The organism is Mucilaginibacter sp. (genome assembly GCF_039207105.1).
Taxonomy (GTDB): domain Bacteria; phylum Bacteroidota; class Bacteroidia; order Sphingobacteriales; family Sphingobacteriaceae; genus Mucilaginibacter.
Genome location: NZ_JBCECK010000114.1, coordinates 1 through 17,356 on the forward strand (window position 1 = coordinate 1; position 17,356 = coordinate 17,356).

20 protein-coding genes are annotated in these 17,356 nt (G+C 42.6%); 7 read left to right on the forward strand and 13 right to left on the reverse strand.

The genetic code is table 11. The features are described from left to right. Positions 1 to 128: 128 nt before the first annotated feature. Positions 129 to 812: a DUF6134 family protein gene (locus tag AAGC65_RS18870; RefSeq protein ID WP_343114020.1), complete on the reverse strand. Its 684-nt coding sequence runs from the start codon at positions 810 to 812 to the stop codon at positions 129 to 131. Between the two features lie 356 nt (positions 813 to 1,168). On the opposite strand from AAGC65_RS18870, the gene AAGC65_RS18875 reads away from it, so the two are divergent. Both AAGC65_RS18875 and AAGC65_RS18880 read left to right on the forward strand, forming a co-directional pair. Further along, positions 1,169 to 2,023: a neutral zinc metallopeptidase gene (locus AAGC65_RS18875; protein ID WP_343114021.1), complete on the forward strand. Its 855-nt coding sequence runs from the start codon at positions 1,169 to 1,171 to the stop codon at positions 2,021 to 2,023. A gap of 276 nt (positions 2,024 to 2,299) precedes the next feature. Further along, on the forward strand, positions 2,300 to 3,127 hold the full coding sequence (locus AAGC65_RS18880) for an N-acetylmuramoyl-L-alanine amidase (protein WP_343114022.1): 828 nt from the start codon (positions 2,300 to 2,302) through the stop codon (positions 3,125 to 3,127). A 150-nt stretch (positions 3,128 to 3,277) separates the two neighbouring features. Here the strand turns inward: AAGC65_RS18880 and AAGC65_RS18885 are convergent, their stop codons facing one another. The 5 genes from AAGC65_RS18885 to AAGC65_RS18905 form a co-directional block, all read right to left on the reverse strand. Next, the gene (locus AAGC65_RS18885; protein ID WP_343114023.1) at positions 3,278 to 4,936 is read right to left on the reverse strand and encodes a glutamine--tRNA ligase/YqeY domain fusion protein; all 1,659 of its coding nucleotides are present in this window, start codon (positions 4,934 to 4,936) and stop codon (positions 3,278 to 3,280) included. A gap of 232 nt (positions 4,937 to 5,168) precedes the next feature. Next, a complete protein-coding gene (locus AAGC65_RS18890; protein WP_343114024.1) occupies positions 5,169 to 5,444 on the reverse strand; it encodes a hypothetical protein in 276 nt (91 codons plus the stop codon). 4 nt (positions 5,445 to 5,448) lie between these two features. Then, on the reverse strand, positions 5,449 to 6,240 hold the full coding sequence (locus AAGC65_RS18895) for an SDR family NAD(P)-dependent oxidoreductase (protein ID WP_343114025.1): 792 nt from the start codon (positions 6,238 to 6,240) through the stop codon (positions 5,449 to 5,451). Next, entirely contained in the window at positions 6,228 to 7,307 is a 1,080-nt protein-coding gene (locus AAGC65_RS18900) for an SDR family oxidoreductase (protein WP_343114026.1), read from the reverse strand. The genes AAGC65_RS18895 and AAGC65_RS18900 overlap by 13 nt, the downstream gene beginning before the upstream one ends. 53 nt (positions 7,308 to 7,360) lie before the next feature. Continuing rightward, the gene (locus AAGC65_RS18905; protein WP_343114027.1) at positions 7,361 to 8,032 is read right to left on the reverse strand and encodes a hypothetical protein; all 672 of its coding nucleotides are present in this window, start codon (positions 8,030 to 8,032) and stop codon (positions 7,361 to 7,363) included. A 188-nt stretch (positions 8,033 to 8,220) separates the two neighbouring features. Between AAGC65_RS18905 and AAGC65_RS18910 the strand changes: the two genes are divergently transcribed. From AAGC65_RS18910 to AAGC65_RS18930, 5 genes are all read left to right on the forward strand, one after another. Beyond that, positions 8,221 to 8,592: a TM2 domain-containing protein gene (locus AAGC65_RS18910; RefSeq protein ID WP_343114028.1), complete on the forward strand. Its 372-nt coding sequence runs from the start codon at positions 8,221 to 8,223 to the stop codon at positions 8,590 to 8,592. A gap of 32 nt (positions 8,593 to 8,624) precedes the next feature. Continuing rightward, positions 8,625 to 9,722: a Nif3-like dinuclear metal center hexameric protein gene (locus AAGC65_RS18915; protein WP_343114029.1), complete on the forward strand. Its 1,098-nt coding sequence runs from the start codon at positions 8,625 to 8,627 to the stop codon at positions 9,720 to 9,722. Continuing rightward, positions 9,722 to 10,465: a C4-type zinc ribbon domain-containing protein gene (locus tag AAGC65_RS18920; protein WP_343114030.1), complete on the forward strand. Its 744-nt coding sequence runs from the start codon at positions 9,722 to 9,724 to the stop codon at positions 10,463 to 10,465. Before AAGC65_RS18915 ends, AAGC65_RS18920 begins: the two co-directional genes overlap by 1 nt. 119 nt (positions 10,466 to 10,584) lie before the next feature. Further along, a complete protein-coding gene (locus AAGC65_RS18925) occupies positions 10,585 to 11,028 on the forward strand; it encodes a DinB family protein (RefSeq protein WP_343114031.1) in 444 nt (147 codons plus the stop codon). Between the two features lie 5 nt (positions 11,029 to 11,033). Then, positions 11,034 to 11,405, forward strand: a complete 372-nt coding sequence (locus AAGC65_RS18930) for a DUF2809 domain-containing protein (RefSeq protein WP_343114032.1) — start codon at positions 11,034 to 11,036, stop codon at positions 11,403 to 11,405. Between the two features lie 9 nt (positions 11,406 to 11,414). Here AAGC65_RS18930 and AAGC65_RS18935 read toward each other — a convergent pair whose 3' ends face one another. From AAGC65_RS18935 to ftsH, 7 genes are all read right to left on the reverse strand, one after another. Continuing rightward, entirely contained in the window at positions 11,415 to 12,491 is a 1,077-nt protein-coding gene (locus AAGC65_RS18935; protein WP_343114033.1) for a PA0069 family radical SAM protein, read from the reverse strand. 29 nt (positions 12,492 to 12,520) lie between these two features. Continuing rightward, the gene (locus AAGC65_RS18940; protein WP_343114034.1) at positions 12,521 to 13,165 is read right to left on the reverse strand and encodes a response regulator transcription factor; all 645 of its coding nucleotides are present in this window, start codon (positions 13,163 to 13,165) and stop codon (positions 12,521 to 12,523) included. Beyond that, entirely contained in the window at positions 13,131 to 13,961 is an 831-nt protein-coding gene (locus AAGC65_RS18945; RefSeq protein ID WP_343114035.1) for an ATP-binding protein, read from the reverse strand. The genes AAGC65_RS18940 and AAGC65_RS18945 overlap by 35 nt, the downstream gene beginning before the upstream one ends. Next, the gene (locus tag AAGC65_RS18950; protein WP_343114036.1) at positions 13,931 to 14,578 is read right to left on the reverse strand and encodes a hypothetical protein; all 648 of its coding nucleotides are present in this window, start codon (positions 14,576 to 14,578) and stop codon (positions 13,931 to 13,933) included. The genes AAGC65_RS18945 and AAGC65_RS18950 overlap by 31 nt, the downstream gene beginning before the upstream one ends. Positions 14,579 to 14,670: 92 nt before the next feature. Continuing rightward, positions 14,671 to 15,030, reverse strand: coding sequence for a hypothetical protein (locus AAGC65_RS18955; RefSeq protein WP_343114037.1), 360 nt, complete (start codon positions 15,028 to 15,030; stop codon positions 14,671 to 14,673). Positions 15,031 to 15,183: 153 nt separating this feature from the next. Further along, entirely contained in the window at positions 15,184 to 15,837 is a 654-nt protein-coding gene (locus AAGC65_RS18960) for a lactate utilization protein (protein WP_343114038.1), read from the reverse strand. 56 nt (positions 15,838 to 15,893) lie between these two features. After that, positions 15,894 to 17,356 (reverse strand): ATP-dependent zinc metalloprotease FtsH (gene ftsH / locus AAGC65_RS18965; RefSeq protein ID WP_343114039.1); only part of this gene is annotated, 1,463 nt, incomplete at its 5' end.

The following is a 17,356-nucleotide window of genomic DNA, read 5'->3' on the forward strand; positions in this document are numbered from 1 at the left end:
CGCTGCCTTCAATAACTAAACTGATGACCGTGCTATCGCTGTATTCCACTTTTAAGAGGTGAAAGTTTGCATTAAAGATAGCTTGTTTGGCGGTCAAATTCACAACAGGGAATGTTAAAAGCAAAATTTCAGGCCAGTTGTATCTGTATGGTATACAGCGAATGGTGTATATCAACCTTGCTGCAAACACCGTTGCTGTATGAGTAAAAGTTATAATTGCCATCGGGCAGGTCGATACGATACATGTGGTCAGAAACTCGCTTTACCTGCAAAAACTGCTGAAAGTTATCCGAGTAGATCTGCGCGTTATCATCCGGTTCATGGCAGTACAAGAGCATCAGGTTTTGGCTGATGTTTTTTTGCTCAACGCGCGGCCCACATTTACCTTCGGCCAGGGTTTGGTAAGTATCGCCGCAGACTTTAGTTTGCCGGTTTGCTTTTTCTTTGCCATTTACATTTCGGCACACACTGGAGCTGATCAGTTTACCATGTTGAAAGACCGATTCTTCATGAATGTTTACATTAATGCTCATGATAAAGCGCATTTTTACCTCTGATATCATTTTCAGATACAGGTTATCTCCCTCATGTTTCTGGTACAGATCCATATGGCCAACAATCTTGCCACCGTGTAATACATTGTATTTAACAATTTGCTCCTGCGCCAATGACGTGCCTGAAAAGCAAATAAGTGCCAGCAGGGTAGCCAGTTTTTTAAGCGGATCAACAAAAACAGACAACTTAATATTTCTTTTTTTAAGGGCCGGAGCCACATAATTTTTAAAGAGCCAGATAAGCAGCGTAGTTATCATAACAGTAAATTTTTTATAGATTAATACCTGTATTCCTTTTAATTACAGGTATTACAACCCATTAAGGTGTTACCCCTATGTGAGAGGAGGAAAATGTTAAACTCATCTGATCTGCGCTATGCCGTATCGCCCTCTCTTCGCCATTTGACGGAAAGCGGGTAAATTGCTTTTTCCCCCGCCCTCTTTCCAGCGAAGCTGAAGAGAGGGTCGACAAGCGGAGCGTCGTCGGGGTGAGTCTACTGGAATGACAAGCGGCTAAACTCACCCATCTACCCTTTCCCGAATAAAAGAGCGTTATCTGACTGGTAAACAATAATTAAAACAATTATTTTTACTTACACTTTAATCACAACAATATGCAATGGTTTGGTAGACGCGAAAGCGACAATGTAGAAGATGATCGCGGTGGTGGCGGCGGTGGTCGCTTTGCTCTGGGCGGCGGCATAGTAAGTATCATAGCTTTGGCCATTTATTACTTTACAGGTGTTGATACCTCGCAACTGCTTAACCAGGTAGCAACCAATACCCAGCCCCGGACCGAACTACGTGCTGCAGACCCCAATGCTCCCGAAGACAAGCAAAAGCAATTTGTAAGAGTAGTTTTGGCCGATACGGAAGACATATGGACGAAAATTTTTAACGAAATGGGCCGAACCTATCAGCAGCCCCGCATGGTGCTGTTTACCGATGCCGTACAATCTGGCTGCGGTAATGCCAGTTCGGCGACAGGGCCATTTTATTGCCCGGCGGATGCAAAGGTGTATATAGATCTATCGTTTTATGATGAACTGCAGAATCGCTTTGGAGCCGCCGGTGATTTTGCCCAGGCCTATGTAATAGCCCATGAAGTTGGTCACCATGTGCAAAACCTGCTGGGCACATCGGCCAAAGTTGATCAGGCGCGCCGTCGCCTCAGCGAGACACAGTACAATAAGCTATCCGTAAAATTGGAACTACAGGCCGACTTCTACGCCGGTGTATGGGCGCACTACGAGCAAAACCTCAAAAATGTGCTTGATCCGGGCGATATTGAAGAAGCCTTAAATGCCGCCAACGCCATCGGCGATGACCGCCTTCAAAAACAAGCCCAGGGCCACGTAGAGCCCGACAGTTTTACCCACGGCACCAGCGCCCAACGCATGTACTGGTTTAAAAAAGGCTACGAAACCGGGGACATTAATCAAGGGAATACTTTTGCGAATGAGGAGTAGAAGCCGATGAGTCAAAATAAAATCTGCAAAAGTTTATAAGTCATCGCTATGCAGATTGTGATTGCTTCGTACAGTAATGACAAATTAGTATTGATATTGATGTTATTGAGAGGAACACAACAATCGCTAACCATTTAAGCATCCGGTTTTTTCAACAAGATATATTGTCATTTCATCTTTTTTAAGTAACAATTCTTTGACGGCAATAATGTCGGTCAAAACACTTTTTCCACTTATCACCTATTTCCTTACATTAGCTATTCTACAAAGCTTTACATGAAAAACAATTACTATAGTTTACTTTTAATAGGAGCCTTTGCGGCGCTGGCTTCCTGTTCGCCTAAGGGGCCGTATGCCTTAACCAATAAGGTATATAAACAGCATGCCGATACTTTGGCACAAATTATTGAGCAAACGCAGCCTCCTTTGCTGACCGATAGTGCGGGTACCGCCACCCCCGGCGAATGGGTGGGTACGGTTAACTTTAACTTGCGCAAGCCTAACTATGTGATCATCCATTTTACAGCGCAGGATTCCATTCAGCAAACGCTTAAAACGTTTACCATAGTAAAAACACAGGTAAGTGCTCATTACGTGGTTGCCAAGGATGGCAAAGTATACCACATGCTGAACGATTATCTGCGGGCCTGGCATGGCGGTGTAAGCCGCTGGGGGAGCATAACCGATATGAACAGTTGCTCTATAGGTATCGAGATTGATAATAATGGCAACGAGCCTTTTACAGATCAGCAGCTAAACAGTCTGCTGGCGCTATTGGGGCAGCTTAAAAAGGCTTATGGCATACCTACGGGCAATTTTATTGGTCACCAGGATATTGCCCCGCTACGCAAACCCGATCCCGGGCCATTCTTCCCCTGGAAACTGCTGGCCCAAAAAGGCTTCGGCTACTGGCGTGATGAACTGCTGGAGCTGCCACCCGAAAATTTCGACTATGCCACGGCACTTAAGCTAATCGGTTATGATACCCGTAACCTGCCCGCCGCCATTGTTGCCTTTAAACGCCACTTTGTACAAACAGATGAAACCCCAACCATGACGGAGTTTGATCTGAATGTGTTGTATAATGTTTATAAGAAGTATTAGTTGAAGTGTGGGGAGCGGGGATCGAGATGTGTTTTGTCATGACGGGCGGCGATAAAAAAAGAGGGTTTTCCAATCAGAAAACCCTCTTTTTTTATTTAATAATATTGGAGACGCTCTCCGCACTTCAATCCCCGCACTCGCTCCGTCCATCTATTTTTTCACCCAGCCATCCTTCAGTGTTACGGTACGGTTAAATACCAGCTTATCTGGGGTAGAGTATTTATCTAAAGTAAAATAGCCTTTGCGCATAAACTGAATGGCCTTGCCCGGTGTGGCATTGGCCAAATCAGGTTCAATGTAGGCTGTTGGTATAATGTGCAGGCTGTTAGGGTTCAGGTAATCTTTAAAATCACCGTCTTCATGCTGCGGGTTTTCTACCTGAAACAAGCGGTCATATAATCTAACCTCAGCGGTTTTGGCATGTGGCACGCTTACCCAGTGAATGGTTCCTTTTACGTTGATGCCACTGGTATCATTGCCCGATTTTGATTCAGGCAGGTAGGTACAATGTATCTCGGTAACATTGCCGTCGGCATCTTTCACAAAATCATCACAGCGGATGATATAGGCGTTTTTCAAACGCACCATCAGCCCAACACCTAAGCGAAAAAACTTCTTGGGTGGTACTTCCATAAAGTCTTCGCGTTCTATCCAAAGTTCGCGGCTAAAAGGAAATTCGCGGCTGCCATCGCCATCTTCTACCTCGGGGTTGTTTTCACCGTGCATAATTTCGGTTTCGCCTTCCGGGTAGTTAGTCAGAATACACTTGATCGGGTCAAGCACAGCCATCCGGCGCCATGCCGTTTTATTCAGATCCTCGCGGATGCAGAATTCTAGCAAACCCACGTCGATCATGTTTTCACGTTTGGCTACGCCAATGCGATCACAAAACTCACGGATACTGGCCGGCGTATAACCACGACGGCGCAAACCGCTGATGGTAGGCATACGCGGATCGTCCCAGCCTTCCACATGCTTTTCCTCAACCAGTTGCAGCAACTTGCGCTTGCTCATTACGGTATAGTTAAGGTTAAGACGTGCAAACTCGTATTGTTTAGACGGGAAAAGCTCCAGGCGCTCAATAAACCAATCATACAGCGGGCGGTGAGGCACAAACTCCAGCGTACAAACCGAATGCGTAATGTGCTCAATAGCGTCTGACTGGCCGTGGGCAAAATCATACATCGGGTAAATGCACCAGGCATCGCCGGTACGGTGATGGTGGGCGTGTTTAATCCGGTACATCAGAGGGTCGCGCAGGTGCATGTTTGGCGATGCCAGATCAAGCTTGGCACGCAGCACTTTGGCACCATCAGGGTATTTACCGGCTTTCATATCGGCAAACAATTGCAGGTTTTCCTCAACCGAACGGCTGCGGTATTGGTTAGGCGTGCCGGGCTCGGTAGGAGTGCCTTTTTGGGAGGCTATTTCTTCGGCAGTACTGTCATCAACATAAGCCAGATTATTTTTAATGAGCTCAACAGCCAGGTCATATAATTTGTCGAAATAGTCAGACGCGTAAAACTCATTGGCCCAATCAAAGCCAAGCCATTTTACATCCTCTTTGATACTGTCAACGTATTCAACATCCTCTTTGGTTGGATTGGTATCATCAAAACGTAGGTTGGTTTTGCCGTTATATTTTTTTGCAAGCCCAAAGTTCAGGCAAATAGATTTGGCATGGCCAATATGCAGGTAGCCATTAGGCTCGGGTGGAAAACGGGTTAATATATCGCCTCCGTTTTTACCGGCAGCTATGTCTTCTTCAACAATTTCCTCTAAAAAATTCAGTGATCTTTCTTCGCTCATAAATAAATAGCAATAGGCACAAAAGTAACAAACTTTTTGATGTGATGAGCGGACTTTTGGACTTGAGGACTATGTGACTTTAGGGCTTTTGGACAAAGGACGAAAAGACTATGGACTTTTGGGTTATGGAGTAAAGATGTAATGACAAAAGATAAAGAATTTAGGGGTTTATCCTGAAGTTTGTCTTTTGTCCTTACGTCCTTTGTCCAAAAATCTCATAGTCCCAAAAGTCTCAGGGAGCTGGCGGGCTTTGGATAATGTTATGGCTGGCCAGTATGCGCATCAGCACATCTACAGAAATATCTCTCGTAATATCAATGCAAAGGTTAATGCGGCCGCGGATCTTTACCTGGCAAAAGTTATAATGAAACTCAAGGATAAGCCCACGCAGGCTGCCCGAATTGATAATAATAGTTTCATCGTCAATCACCGTACAGGTATTGCTGGTGCGGTTAAAGTAACTGCTCAGGTTTTTAATAAGCCGGTATATGGGTAATGACAGGATCATAAATTCACGACTCTAAAATAGTGTTTAATCTTCGTTTAATTATACTATCTTTTACATAATCAGGGAGTAAACTATTCAATAAAACCAATAGCTTGTTCACCATGCCGGGAATAATTTCTTTTTTGCCTTTCAGCAAGCCATCAATGGCTATGCGGGCCACTTGCTCGGGCTCCAAAATGGTGGCTTTGGATATTCCTTTGAGCGTGTTGTTCATTACCAGCAGCTCAGGTTTGGTATTGATACCTCCCGGGCTAAGTAAACTGAGTTTTACATTTGAACCATGCAACTCCAACTGCAGGCATCGGGTAAAATAACGGATAAACGATTTGGTTGCGCCATACACCTGCTTTTTGGGCACCACAAATAAACCACCCAAACTACCTACATTTAAAATGTAAGAGGTTATGGCGACATCTGTCTGGGCCAGAAATAAACGGGTAAGCAATACCGGGGTAATCACATTCAACTCTATTTGAGTTTTATAAAAGCAGATACTTTTTTCTTCAAACCATGACCAATTACCTAAGCCTGCGTTATTAATGAGCAAGTGTGCAGTAATTTGCTGCTTCTGTAAATAATTGAATATCTCCGGATAGCTTTCGGTGCAGGTAAGGTCGGCTTCAAGATAATTCACATCTATGGCAAAGTTTTTACGTATAAATGAAGCCAATTCAGGCAGACCTGATGACGGTAGCGCTACCAGTACCAGATTAATATTACGGCTGGCCAGCTCAATGGCAAATGATTTACCGAGGCCTTCGCTGGCACCGGTTATTATAGCGGTTAATTGTGACATAAATTTATTTGATTGCTTTCTGAAATAGGATTTACAGGATCATATGATTCCACCGATATTTTATCATTGATCATTTCGTCATTGCTCTTTGATCCCATAAAATAATCAACTGTTTTTTGTAATCCTTCGGCAAAAGGGGTAAGGGTATAATTTAATTGAGCGACCGCCTTATTGCTGCTATATTTTTGATCATAACGCAGGCGCTGAGCAAACTCGGGTAGAAACACCGGCGGTGTTCCGGTAAGCCATGTTTTGAACTGTTCCAATCTGCTGTAAAGTTCAATAACCTTTAGCGGCACTCTGATCATGCTAAGTTGCCTGCCAGATATTTGCTGCAGCGTTTTAAAAAAATCATTAAAGCTTATGTCGTGCCCGCCCAAAATATAGCGTTCGCCAGGAATACCTTTATGCATGGCGGCAATATGGCCCGCAACTACATCATCTAAAAAAGCGTAATTGGCTATCTGTTCGCCACTGCCGGGAATAAAACGCCAGGTACCGTTTAAATAGCCTGATACCATTTTGGCTACGGTATTGCTATCGGTAACCGGGCCGGCGCCATATACCCGCGATGGGTTTACGATAACCACATCCAAACCACGTTTTACAAAGTTTTGTACTTCCAGTTCGGCCAGGTATTTGGTGCGCTCATAAGCTATCGGGAAGCCACATATGCGGGGGGCGTTCTCGGTCATGGGGTGTTTAATGGTTGGCCCCCATACACCACAGGTAGAGGTATATACCATCTTTTGGATGCCGGTTTGCAATGCGGCCTCCAGTACGTTGCGGGTGCCATTAACATTGGTTTCATGAAAATCATCTGGGTTGCGGCACCACATTTTGGCCATAGCTGCCGTGTGATAAATCTGCGTGCATCCGTTCATCGCCTTTTTGAGGCTTTGCGGATAAAGGACGTTGCCCAGTACGGGCTCAATGTTGTGGTGTTTTATTAAATATGGATGGTTGGTATCACGGCATAATGCTTTTACCTCATAATCTGCCGCCGCCAGTTTCAGCGAAAGCTGTCTGCCAATAAAACCTGTTGCTCCGGTAACTAATACTTTCATACCGGTATTACAACCGGATTTATACTTACCCCTATGCCCGGCGCAATTTTTTGTTAATTAAAAAAAGTAACCTTCAGGTTTGCAAATTCGCCGTCAGATCCGTTACCAACCCAGAGGCCCAGCTTGCCGCTTTGGCGATTGTTTAGTTGTTTAACGGTTAAACATGGCTTGGGTTGATTGTTAACAAATACATATACCTGCGGATACCTAACCTCTATTCGAACATGAAACCATTCGTCAGGATTTGGAGGAGATGAGATATTTTTTTCATACTGGGCGTTAAATTTTTGTCGTAATACATCCCAAGGGTACAAAGGGTGTGATACGTATTGTACCATGTGTATCCGCTGAACAGAATCAGCCGCGTGAAAGTTGAACGGGCGAAAATAGACCGCATCCAGCGTTTTTTCGTCCACGCCATGAAAAGCTACCCCTAAAAAACTTTGCTGGGGTATGTTTTTACCGCGTACATCAAGCTCTATAATTCCGTTGGCAAAAGTAACACCATCTATCCAGGCTACCCCATCATTGTACTTGGCAGATAAAGCAAGGCCTTTTTTACCATGATCGTTTAAGGGCGATGCCGTCCGGTTATATACACTAACTCTGTGTTCGGAAACCAGGCTTTGCAAATCATAACTAACCGTACGCTGCTGCGCGATGGTGCTTAGAGATGTAAACAATAAAATTAATATTGTAAAGCTTCTTGTTTTTAGGTTTTTCATAATGATAATATAGGCTTCAGGATCAATATATTGCATAGACGCTTGTTATTTTATAACGTTACAAATACATCTGAAAATTAGCAGACAAATATTTTGCTTCAACTTACTTCTTACTGTAAATTGCTTATCGTTTTATATTGTAAAATAATTATTTTTGAGCTAACAGCTATCATTATAAACCTTAACATATGAACATGCATCAAGACCCCTATATGAACTTTGCTGATATGGGACCCGAAGAAATGGGCTTTTTACAGCAGGCGACAAGGGAACTTAGTGAAGAGCAGAAAAAATACTTTTACATGGTTTACAGCAATAAGCGTAAAAACACCAACGAGATACTTATTTTTACCTTGCTGGGTTTTGTTGGTGCTGCCGGAATACACCGCTTTGTTTTAGGGCAGATAGGTATGGGTATTTTGTACTTTTTAACCGGCGGGCTTTGCTTTATTGGAACTATTGTTGATGTGGTGAAAAATAAATCGCTCACTTTGGAGTATAATAAGAACATGGCTTATGAAAGCCATCGCATGGCGGCGATGAGTAATATAAACAATTGATAGCCGGCTATGCTTTATATCCATATTTGTTCATGAAATTAGCTGTACTAACCGCATACCTTGAGAGCCTGGCGCCACTAGTGTACCAGGAAGATTACGACAACTCAGGTCTTATTGTGGGCAACCCGGATCAGGAAGTTAGCCAGGCGCTGCTATCTTTAGATTGTACCGAAGCCATTGTTGACGAGGCTATTGCCACCGGTTGCCAGGTTATTATATCGCACCATCCCATTGTTTTTAAAGGGTTAAAAAGATTTAACAGCAAAACATATGTGGAAAGGGTAGTGGAGAAAGCTATCCGCAACCATATAGCCATATACGCCATACATACCAATTTGGATAATATTATGGGTGGCGTAAACCAACGCATTTGCGATACTTTGGGTTTAAAAAACTGCCGTATACTTTCCCCCAAGCATAACCTTTTAAAAAAACTGGTAACTTTTGTGCCCCAGAGCCATGCTAATGAGGTACGCGATGCTTTGTTTGCTGCCGGTGCGGGCAACATTGGTAACTATAGCGAAGCCAGCTTTAATATTGATGGTGTAGGTACATTTAAAGGCAGCGATGCTACCAATCCATACGTTGGCGAACCAGGAAAGCGCCATGAAGAAAGCGAGGTGCGTATGGAAACCATCTATCCGGCCAATCTGGAAAGCAAAATACTGATGGCGCTGATATTGGCCCACCCGTATGAGGAAGTGGCCTATGATCTTTTTAATTTAACTAACCAGTATCAGCAGGTAGGCTCCGGCATGATAGGCGAACTGGAGATACCGCAAAACGAAGAATCGTTTTTGTTTCAGTTGAAAGACAAGATGCGTACGCACGTGATCAGGCATACGGCATTAACCGGAAAGCCCGTTAAAAAAGTAGCTGTTTGCGGTGGTGCCGGAGGCTTTTTATTAAAGCATGCCATTGCGGCAGGAGCTGATGTTTTTGTGACTGCCGATTACAAGTATCATGAGTTTTTTGATGCCGAAGGAAAAATAGTTATAGCAGATATCGGACACTTTGAGAGTGAACAATTTACGGCGCAATTATTGTATGAAATAATAAGGAAAAAATTTCCTATCTTTGCCGTCCGTTTAACAGAGGTAAATACAAACCCAGTCAAATATTTTATTTAATGGAACAAACCGTAGAACAGAAGCTTAAAGCTTTATACGAACTACAAACCATCCACACCAAAATTGATAGGATCCGTCAGGTAAGGGGCGAGCTGCCAATGGAGGTTGCCGATTTGGAAGATGATGTTGCAGGTCTTGAAACCCGCATCCAAAAGATCAAAGCTGAGCTGGATGATGTAGAGGATGAAATAGTAACCCGCAAAAACCTGATCAAAGAAGCTCAGGCTAATATCAAAAAATACGAAGGTCAGCTTAATGAAGTTAAGAATAACCGTGAGTATGATGCCATATCAAAAGAAATTGAGATACAGGGATTAGATATACAGGTAAGCGAGAAAAAAATACGTGAGTATGGTTTTGAGATCACTTCAAAAACCCAGATATACGAAAAAGCCCTTGCCGATCTGGAAGCACGCAGGAGCGATCTTGATGCTAAAAAAGACGAATTAGGTACCATTACTGCCGAAACCGAAAAAGAAGAAAATGAATTGACTTCTCAGGCAGAAAAAGCGACCGGAAATATTGAAGAACGTTTATTAACTGCATACAACCGCTTACGCCAAAATGCTAAGAATGGTTTAGCTGTGGTAACTATCCAGCGTGATTCATGCTCAGGATGCTTTAACCAAATACCTCCTCAACGCCAGTCTGACATCCGTCAGCGTAAAAAGATCATCGTTTGCGAGCATTGCGGTCGTATCCTTGTTGACGAGCAAATGGCTCTGGAAGCAGAAGAAGCATAAGCAACAGCTTAAAATATACAGAAGGCGCCCACAAGGCGCCTTTTTTTGTAAGCGTATTTTTATTTGTGAACCATGATTATTGGTAATACATTTAACCCTGATAATAAACCGAGAATATAATGGTAGCAGTATTTAAAAAAATTTTTCTAAGAGATTTGGCTAAGCTTAAAACCGAAATTGAACTTTACCGAGATGAGCAAAAGATATGGCATGCCGAAAAGCAGATTACCAATAGTGCCGGTACTTTGTGCGTTCACTTAATAGGTAGTTTAAACCACTTTATAGGTGCCCAATTGGGCAATACCGATTATATCAGGAAACGCGATCTTGAATTTCTGCCGGATAGTGTACCAAGAGCCGAATTATTAAAACGCCTTGACGAAACCATATTGGTGGTTGCTCAGACTTTTGATAACCTGACTGATGCTCAACTTGAAGAAGAGTATCCGCAATTGCTGTTTGATGAAAAGGTGAGTACCAATTATCTATTAACGCACGTAGTAAGCCATTTGAACTATCACCTGGGCCAGGTTAACTACCACAGGCGGTTGTTAGATAATTAAACATAATGCGCCCAAGAATTAGATATCTTATCTTGATATTGTCCACTATTATTGCTGGCCTGCTATCCCGTCATTTTAAATTTATTCCCTTGTTTGTCGGCGATATTCTTTGGGCGCAGATGGTTTACTTTATTGTGAGGTTTTTATTTATCAGCAAGCCGGTAAAATTTATTGTTATAGGCAGCTTGCTGTTTTGCTACGCCATAGAGTTCAGCCAACTTTATCAGGCACCGTGGATAAACGAGCTCAGGCATACGCTTTTTGGCCGACTGGTTTTAGGCGCGGGGTTTTTATGGAGTGATATGCTGTGTTATACTGTTGGTGTGGGTATAGGGGTTTTTATAGATTGTGGTAAATTATCAACAGAATCAACGTAATCACCCAAATCAGCTGTCAAATAGGCTTGTTTGTCTGCCTTTTCTGGGTACAAACAAAGTATAATCATACTCGGGCATCACTCGGCCTGCCATAAAGCGGTTACAGGACATCCGGAACATCTGGTGGATGGATTCTGCTACTTTTCCTTCGCCGCTCATACGGCGGCCAAAATCGCTGTCATTCAGCTTACCGTCATGGCAAGATTTAATCATGTTTAAAACCTTTTCGGCCCTGTCAGGAAAAGTTTTGTATATCCAATCGCTAAAGATCTCGGCAATACTGCCATTCAACCGCACAATGGTAAAACCGGCAGCTAAAGCGCCCCTGTCTGCGGCGGCTTTGATAATGTTTGGCACTTCGTTGCTGTTGAGCCCGGGAATGATGGGGGCGGCCATTACCCTAACGGGGATTCCCTTTTCTGATAGCTTTTGTACCACTGCTAACCGGCCTGTGGCTGTAACAGTGCGAGGCTCCAGTTTCTGGCGCAGCTGTTCATTTAATGAGGTGATAGATACGTTTACGTGTATCAGGTTCATGGATGCCAGTTCGGTGAGAATGTCCAGATCGCGCAGGATCAGGTTGTTTTTGGTGATAATGCTGACCGGGTTTTTATAGTGCAAGAACATCTCGAGCAGTTTCCGGGTTATTTCCAGTCGCCGTTCAACAGGCTGATAACAATCGGTATTGCCCGATAGCATAATGCACACCGGCTTGTAATTCTTTTTATTAAAATATTGCTCCAGTAATTCGGGCGCATTACGTTTGATAATGATCTTACGCTCAAAATCAAGGCCAGCGCTAAAACCATAATATTCATGACTGTTACGGGCATAGCAGTATATGCACCCATGTTCGCAACCCTGGTAAGGATTAATGGAATACATGTGGCTCAGATCCGGACTGTGCGATTCGCTTACTATTTTTTTTGGTGTTTCTTCAAAAAGTTGGGTAGCGCTATTTTCCAGCAGCGGTTCATCCAAACCTTCAATGTGCTCGGCTACGTATTTGGTTTTTAAAAACTTGTTATGGGTGTTTAACTGCGCTCCCCGGCCTTTAAAAAAGTCGGGATTGTCTTCATGTACCATTTAACAAATTTGCTAATTATATTAGCAAATTACAAGTCGATCAGTTTGTTTTTTATACTGTACAAAACCAATCCTACACGGCTTTTAATACCCAGTTTATCAAAAAGCTGGTCGCGATAACTATCAACAGTACGTACGCTGATGCACATGGTGTCGGCAATTTCTTTATAGGTGAGCTCGGTGCCTGTAAGGCGCAAAAATTCAATTTCGCGCGGATTTAGCTTTACTTGTACCGTTTTATCGCTGTTAAAGTTGTTGAGTAAATGCTTGGTAACAAAGTCGGGGTAATACAGGTCGCCATCTGCTACTTTCAGTAAGGCCGCTTCAAATTCATGCGGTTCAGAATCTTTAAGCAGATAGCCTTTTACGCCCATTTTAACCATTGCAAGTACCTTTTCGGCATCTTCAAACATTGATAGTATGATAACACGGATCGCGGGTTGGTGTTTTTTAAGCCATTGAGCGGTTGATATACCATCCATAACCGGCATATTAATATCAAGTAAAACAATCTGGGGGACGTGTCCTTCGGTTATTTTATCAACTAATTCTTTGCCGTTGGCGGCTTCAAATAATATGTTGTACCGGTTAAGGCTCCTAACTAATGACGCTATACCGCTTCTGAAAAGGCGGTGATCATCAACCAGGGCTATTTGTATGGGTTCCGTTAGCATATGTTTCTTGTACGAGCGGATTGAGTGATAGCTTAATATTACAGCCATTACCCGGCGAACTGTTTATAATAGCCTCCGCGCCAATTAACGAGGCCCTGTTAGTAATGTTTCTTAAGCCCGATCCGCTTTTGTCTTTCAGTAATTCGGGTTCAAAACCAATACCATCATCTTCGACGGTCAAATTAAACATTTGTGGTTTATAATACAAACTGATTTTAAAGTTTGAGGCCTGCGCGTATTTTAAAGCGTTGTTCAGGGCTTCCTGAAATATCCGGAATAAAACCAGTTCACGTTGTTCGCCAAGCGGATAAATTTCGCCATCAATCTTGAGTGCCATCTTGATAATATCGCTCTTATTGATACGCTCGGCCTCCATTTCCAGTGTTTTTACAAGACCTATAGAGCTGATGTGTTCAAAACTAATGCTTTTTGAGAGATTTCGTAAGTCGCTGATAGACTGGGCAATCAGCTCCCGGTTGTCGTTAAGTTTTATTTGCCCGTTACGGTCAAGGCTTTTACTTAGTACACCTAAATTAAGCTTTACGAATGATAAAACCTGGGTTACATTATCATGCAATTCACGGCTGATATTATTCAACGTTTCTTCCTGGATTTCCATCCGGGTTATAAGCAATTCTTGTTGGAATGAGGATTTGAGCTGCTCCTTTTCAAACAGGTTTTTATTTTGCTTGCGTTGATAAAGCAACAAAAAGCTCACAATAAATACCCCAAGCAGCATTAACATAGCTGTGCCCGCAATCAGTATCAGGATAACTTCTTCGTCCTTGAAAAGCATAAAAATGAAACAGCTAAAAGTGAATATATGAATATGCAGCCTAAATCTGTAATTACTTTTGCCAAAATATAAAAGTGATAGTTGTTTTTATATAGCATATAGCTAAAAACCGCGTAGTAAAAAAAGTTGGCTAATGAGTAAAATAACAAACCAATAGTAGCGTAAAATGGAGGGTAACGCAATAGGTCAAGATACTCATCGGTGTTATTCAGCAAATTGTGATAGTAAATACATACCAATGTGGCTTGTATGGTGTTTTGTATTACAATACCTATAGTGCCCAGGTTCCAGAAGCCCTGTATGAAAAACATATCTATGAGGGTTAATACTGTACCAACTGCAACTATTATGTAAACTTTTTTACGGTATTGCTTTCTCTTATCTAAGGAGGCCATGAACCATCCATATACAAAAAGTTCAATAATGCCCTCAAGATTGTTACACCAGGCGTTTGAGTGATTCCAATTGAGCCAGCTGTAGATGTTAGCAAACTCATAAACTACAATGAATATCAGAAAAGGGAGAAATATTCTGAAATTTTGATCGAGTTTTTTATAAGAGTACGCACAGCTTATGAGGGCAAGTAATTCAAAAAAGAAATACAGATAATTTAACATGAGCCTGCGTGTGAAAGCGTTTTAATAAAAAGCTAAAATAGAAATATCATTTTAGCTTTTTATTTGCTTAAGCAGTTAGCGTAATAGGATTATTAGCAAAACGGAGGACATTGCTTACCTTTATTAAAGGGTTCCAAACCGCGGTTAGCGTCGGCTAAGGCACCACCGCTGGCAATTACGTCGGTATGATCATCGCCATCGCTTACTGTACCCATAATAACGGCTGTTGTTTGGTTTGGATAATGAGGTTCATGTTGATCATAAGCTGCCAGATAAATTCTTACGCCGGTTGCATTTTCGGGTAAGTTATTGATAAAGTTTTTGAAATGCTCAAGCGGTATCCAGATAGACTCGGTATCATTAACGCCGTGTGTTTTATCAATTAGTTTTTTCCTTGTTTCTTGATAGTGGTCTACCATTTTTTTCGCAGTGCTCAATTCAATCTGTTCCATAATGTTGGTTTTTTTTGCAGCAATCTACTAAATCCGGAATGAAATAGCGCACAAATTGTGAGACTGAATAGAATATATAAATAAAAGTTAACTAACTGAACTATTGATTATTATGCAGGTGTTGCTTTTACACTGAGTTAACTTTGTGATAACTCAGGAAGCACTATCGCTATCATCTAACAAAAACACGAAGAGCTCTTTCGGGCCATGCGCTCCCAGTACAAGGGTTTTCTCAATATCAGCAGTACGGCTTGGGCCGGTAACATTGCTGATCATGGAGGGTAAATTAGATCCGTATTTGTTTTTTATCAGCTTAAAACCATCTTTTAGGTCAAGCACCATTTGCGAGGTATAAGCCAACACAATATGCACCGGAGGGTATATACTTAAACGCCTTCCGGCCATGTTGCCGTTTGATAACAGGATACTGCCGTTGCGCGCTATTAGCGCTTCGCAAAAGGTAAAGCCAACATCGGCTTGTTCAAAGTCTTTGTCGGTTTCGTAAAACGGATATTCAAAACGGGTAAGTATTTCCTGCAAACCAGGCTCCCAGCAATATATTTTTCGCCAGTTGCGCTCTTCGGCAAGGGTAAGCAGGGTTTCAATGAATTGTATCTCATCTTCGCAAAAAATAAACTGACCATTAACGGCGGTAAATTGTTCAGCGAAAATTACCTCAGGAATCTCATCAACAGGTGCGTAATGCGGCAAATCTTCCAGTTGGGGGTATGGGTTATCCCTTTTTTCCAGAAGTGCTTTACGTATCTTTTTAAGCAGTTTTTCTTTTGATGTAGTAATATCCCTCATAGGTTAAAACAAAGCCATCAACTGTGGCTGATGGCTTCTTTTTAAGTTTTGTTTTATTATTTGGTTTCGGTGCCACTGGCATCCTTTTCTTCCGGGTTGCGGTTAAAGGTTCCTGAATGGTCGCTTACACCTTCATGAATCAGGTTTTGCGCTACCGGATCCTGGTTTGATTCTTCAGAACCGTTTACAAACTCATCATAAGTTGTACGGTGATCAAATGGACGTTTACCTAAAATCTCTTCCAGATCTGATTGGAACAGGATCTCTTTTTCCAACAGTTTGTTGGCCAGTTTTTCCAAGCCTTCACGTTTATCAGTAAGCAGTTGTTTAGTGCGTTCGTAAACTTCGGCTATCTGGTTGCGAACCTCGTCGTCAATCAGCTCAGATGTTTTTTCTGAGTATGGTTTGTTAAACTGGTATTCGCCCTGGGTATCGTTAAATGAAACGTTACCAACTTTGGTATTCATACCATAAATGGTTACCATAGCATAAGCCAGTTTGGTAATGCGCTCCAGGTCATTTTGCGCACCGGTTGATATTTTACCAAAGGTAATATCTTCGGCAACACGGCCACCCAGTGTCATACACATGCCATCAAGCAATTGTTCTGTAGTATATAAAAATTGCTCTTTGGGTAGGTATTGCGCATAACCCAACGCAGCAACTCCACGCGGTACTATAGATACCTTCACCAACGGATCGGCATGTTCAAGGAACCAGCCGGCTATAGCGTGGCCAGCTTCATGGTAAGCCACAATGCGTTTTTCTTCTGGCGATATGATCTTGTTTTTCTTTTCTAAACCACCAATTACACGGTCAATAGCATCTTGAAAGTCCTGCATATCAACTGCCTCTTTGTTTTTACGGGCAGCTATCAAAGCGGCTTCGTTACAAACGTTGGCTATTTCGGCACCGGCAAAGCCAGGTGTTTGCGCCGATAGTTTTTTAGCATCTACACCATCTGCCAGTTTAACCGGTTTCAAGTGTACTTTGAATATCTGCTCACGGCCAACCAAATCTGGTTTATCAATAGATACCTGCCTGTCAAAACGACCCGGACGCAATAACGCAGAGTCCAGTACATCCGGACGGTTAGTTGCGGCTAAAATGATAATACCAGAGTCGGTACCGAAACCATCCATCTCAACCAGCAACTGGTTCAGCGTGTTTTCGCGTTCATCATTACCACCTACAATATTGTTTTTGCCACGGGCACGTCCAATTGCGTCAATCTCGTCAATAAATATGATACAAGGCGCTTTGTCTTTTGCCTGACGGAACAAGTCGCGAACACGTGATGCGCCCACGCCTACAAACATCTCCACAAAGTCAGAACCTGATAGGGAGAAGAAAGGCACCTGTGCTTCGCCGGCAACGGCTTTAGCCAACAGGGTTTTACCTGTACCAGGCGAGCCTACCAATAAGGCACCTTTAGGTATTTTACCACCCAGATTGGTGTATTTTTTAGGGTTTTTAAGGAAATCAACAATTTCCATTACCTCTTGCTTGGCTTCTTCCA

Excerpts from the sequence above, each read along its gene's own strand:
- AAGC65_RS18870 (WP_343114020.1), bottom strand. The coding sequence starts at position 812 with ATGATAACTACGCTGCTTATCTGGCTCTTTAAAAATTATGTGGCTCCG.
- AAGC65_RS18875 (WP_343114021.1), top strand. The coding sequence starts at position 1,169 with ATGCAATGGTTTGGTAGACGCGAAAGCGACAATGTAGAAGATGATCGC.
- AAGC65_RS18880 (WP_343114022.1), top strand. The coding sequence starts at position 2,300 with ATGAAAAACAATTACTATAGTTTACTTTTAATAGGAGCCTTTGCGGCG.
- AAGC65_RS18885 (WP_343114023.1), bottom strand. The coding sequence starts at position 4,936 with ATGAGCGAAGAAAGATCACTGAATTTTTTAGAGGAAATTGTTGAAGAA.
- AAGC65_RS18890 (WP_343114024.1), bottom strand. The coding sequence starts at position 5,444 with ATGATCCTGTCATTACCCATATACCGGCTTATTAAAAACCTGAGCAGT.
- AAGC65_RS18895 (WP_343114025.1), bottom strand. The coding sequence starts at position 6,240 with ATGTCACAATTAACCGCTATAATAACCGGTGCCAGCGAAGGCCTCGGT.
- AAGC65_RS18900 (WP_343114026.1), bottom strand. The coding sequence starts at position 7,307 with ATGAAAGTATTAGTTACCGGAGCAACAGGTTTTATTGGCAGACAGCTT.
- AAGC65_RS18905 (WP_343114027.1), bottom strand. The coding sequence starts at position 8,032 with ATGAAAAACCTAAAAACAAGAAGCTTTACAATATTAATTTTATTGTTT.
- AAGC65_RS18910 (WP_343114028.1), top strand. The coding sequence starts at position 8,221 with ATGAACATGCATCAAGACCCCTATATGAACTTTGCTGATATGGGACCC.
- AAGC65_RS18915 (WP_343114029.1), top strand. The coding sequence starts at position 8,625 with ATGAAATTAGCTGTACTAACCGCATACCTTGAGAGCCTGGCGCCACTA.
- AAGC65_RS18920 (WP_343114030.1), top strand. The coding sequence starts at position 9,722 with ATGGAACAAACCGTAGAACAGAAGCTTAAAGCTTTATACGAACTACAA.
- AAGC65_RS18925 (WP_343114031.1), top strand. The coding sequence starts at position 10,585 with ATGGTAGCAGTATTTAAAAAAATTTTTCTAAGAGATTTGGCTAAGCTT.
- AAGC65_RS18930 (WP_343114032.1), top strand. The coding sequence starts at position 11,034 with ATGCGCCCAAGAATTAGATATCTTATCTTGATATTGTCCACTATTATT.
- AAGC65_RS18935 (WP_343114033.1), bottom strand. The coding sequence starts at position 12,491 with ATGGTACATGAAGACAATCCCGACTTTTTTAAAGGCCGGGGAGCGCAG.
- AAGC65_RS18940 (WP_343114034.1), bottom strand. The coding sequence starts at position 13,165 with ATGCTAACGGAACCCATACAAATAGCCCTGGTTGATGATCACCGCCTT.
- AAGC65_RS18945 (WP_343114035.1), bottom strand. The coding sequence starts at position 13,961 with ATGCTTTTCAAGGACGAAGAAGTTATCCTGATACTGATTGCGGGCACA.
- AAGC65_RS18950 (WP_343114036.1), bottom strand. The coding sequence starts at position 14,578 with ATGTTAAATTATCTGTATTTCTTTTTTGAATTACTTGCCCTCATAAGC.
- AAGC65_RS18955 (WP_343114037.1), bottom strand. The coding sequence starts at position 15,030 with ATGGAACAGATTGAATTGAGCACTGCGAAAAAAATGGTAGACCACTAT.
- AAGC65_RS18960 (WP_343114038.1), bottom strand. The coding sequence starts at position 15,837 with ATGAGGGATATTACTACATCAAAAGAAAAACTGCTTAAAAAGATACGT.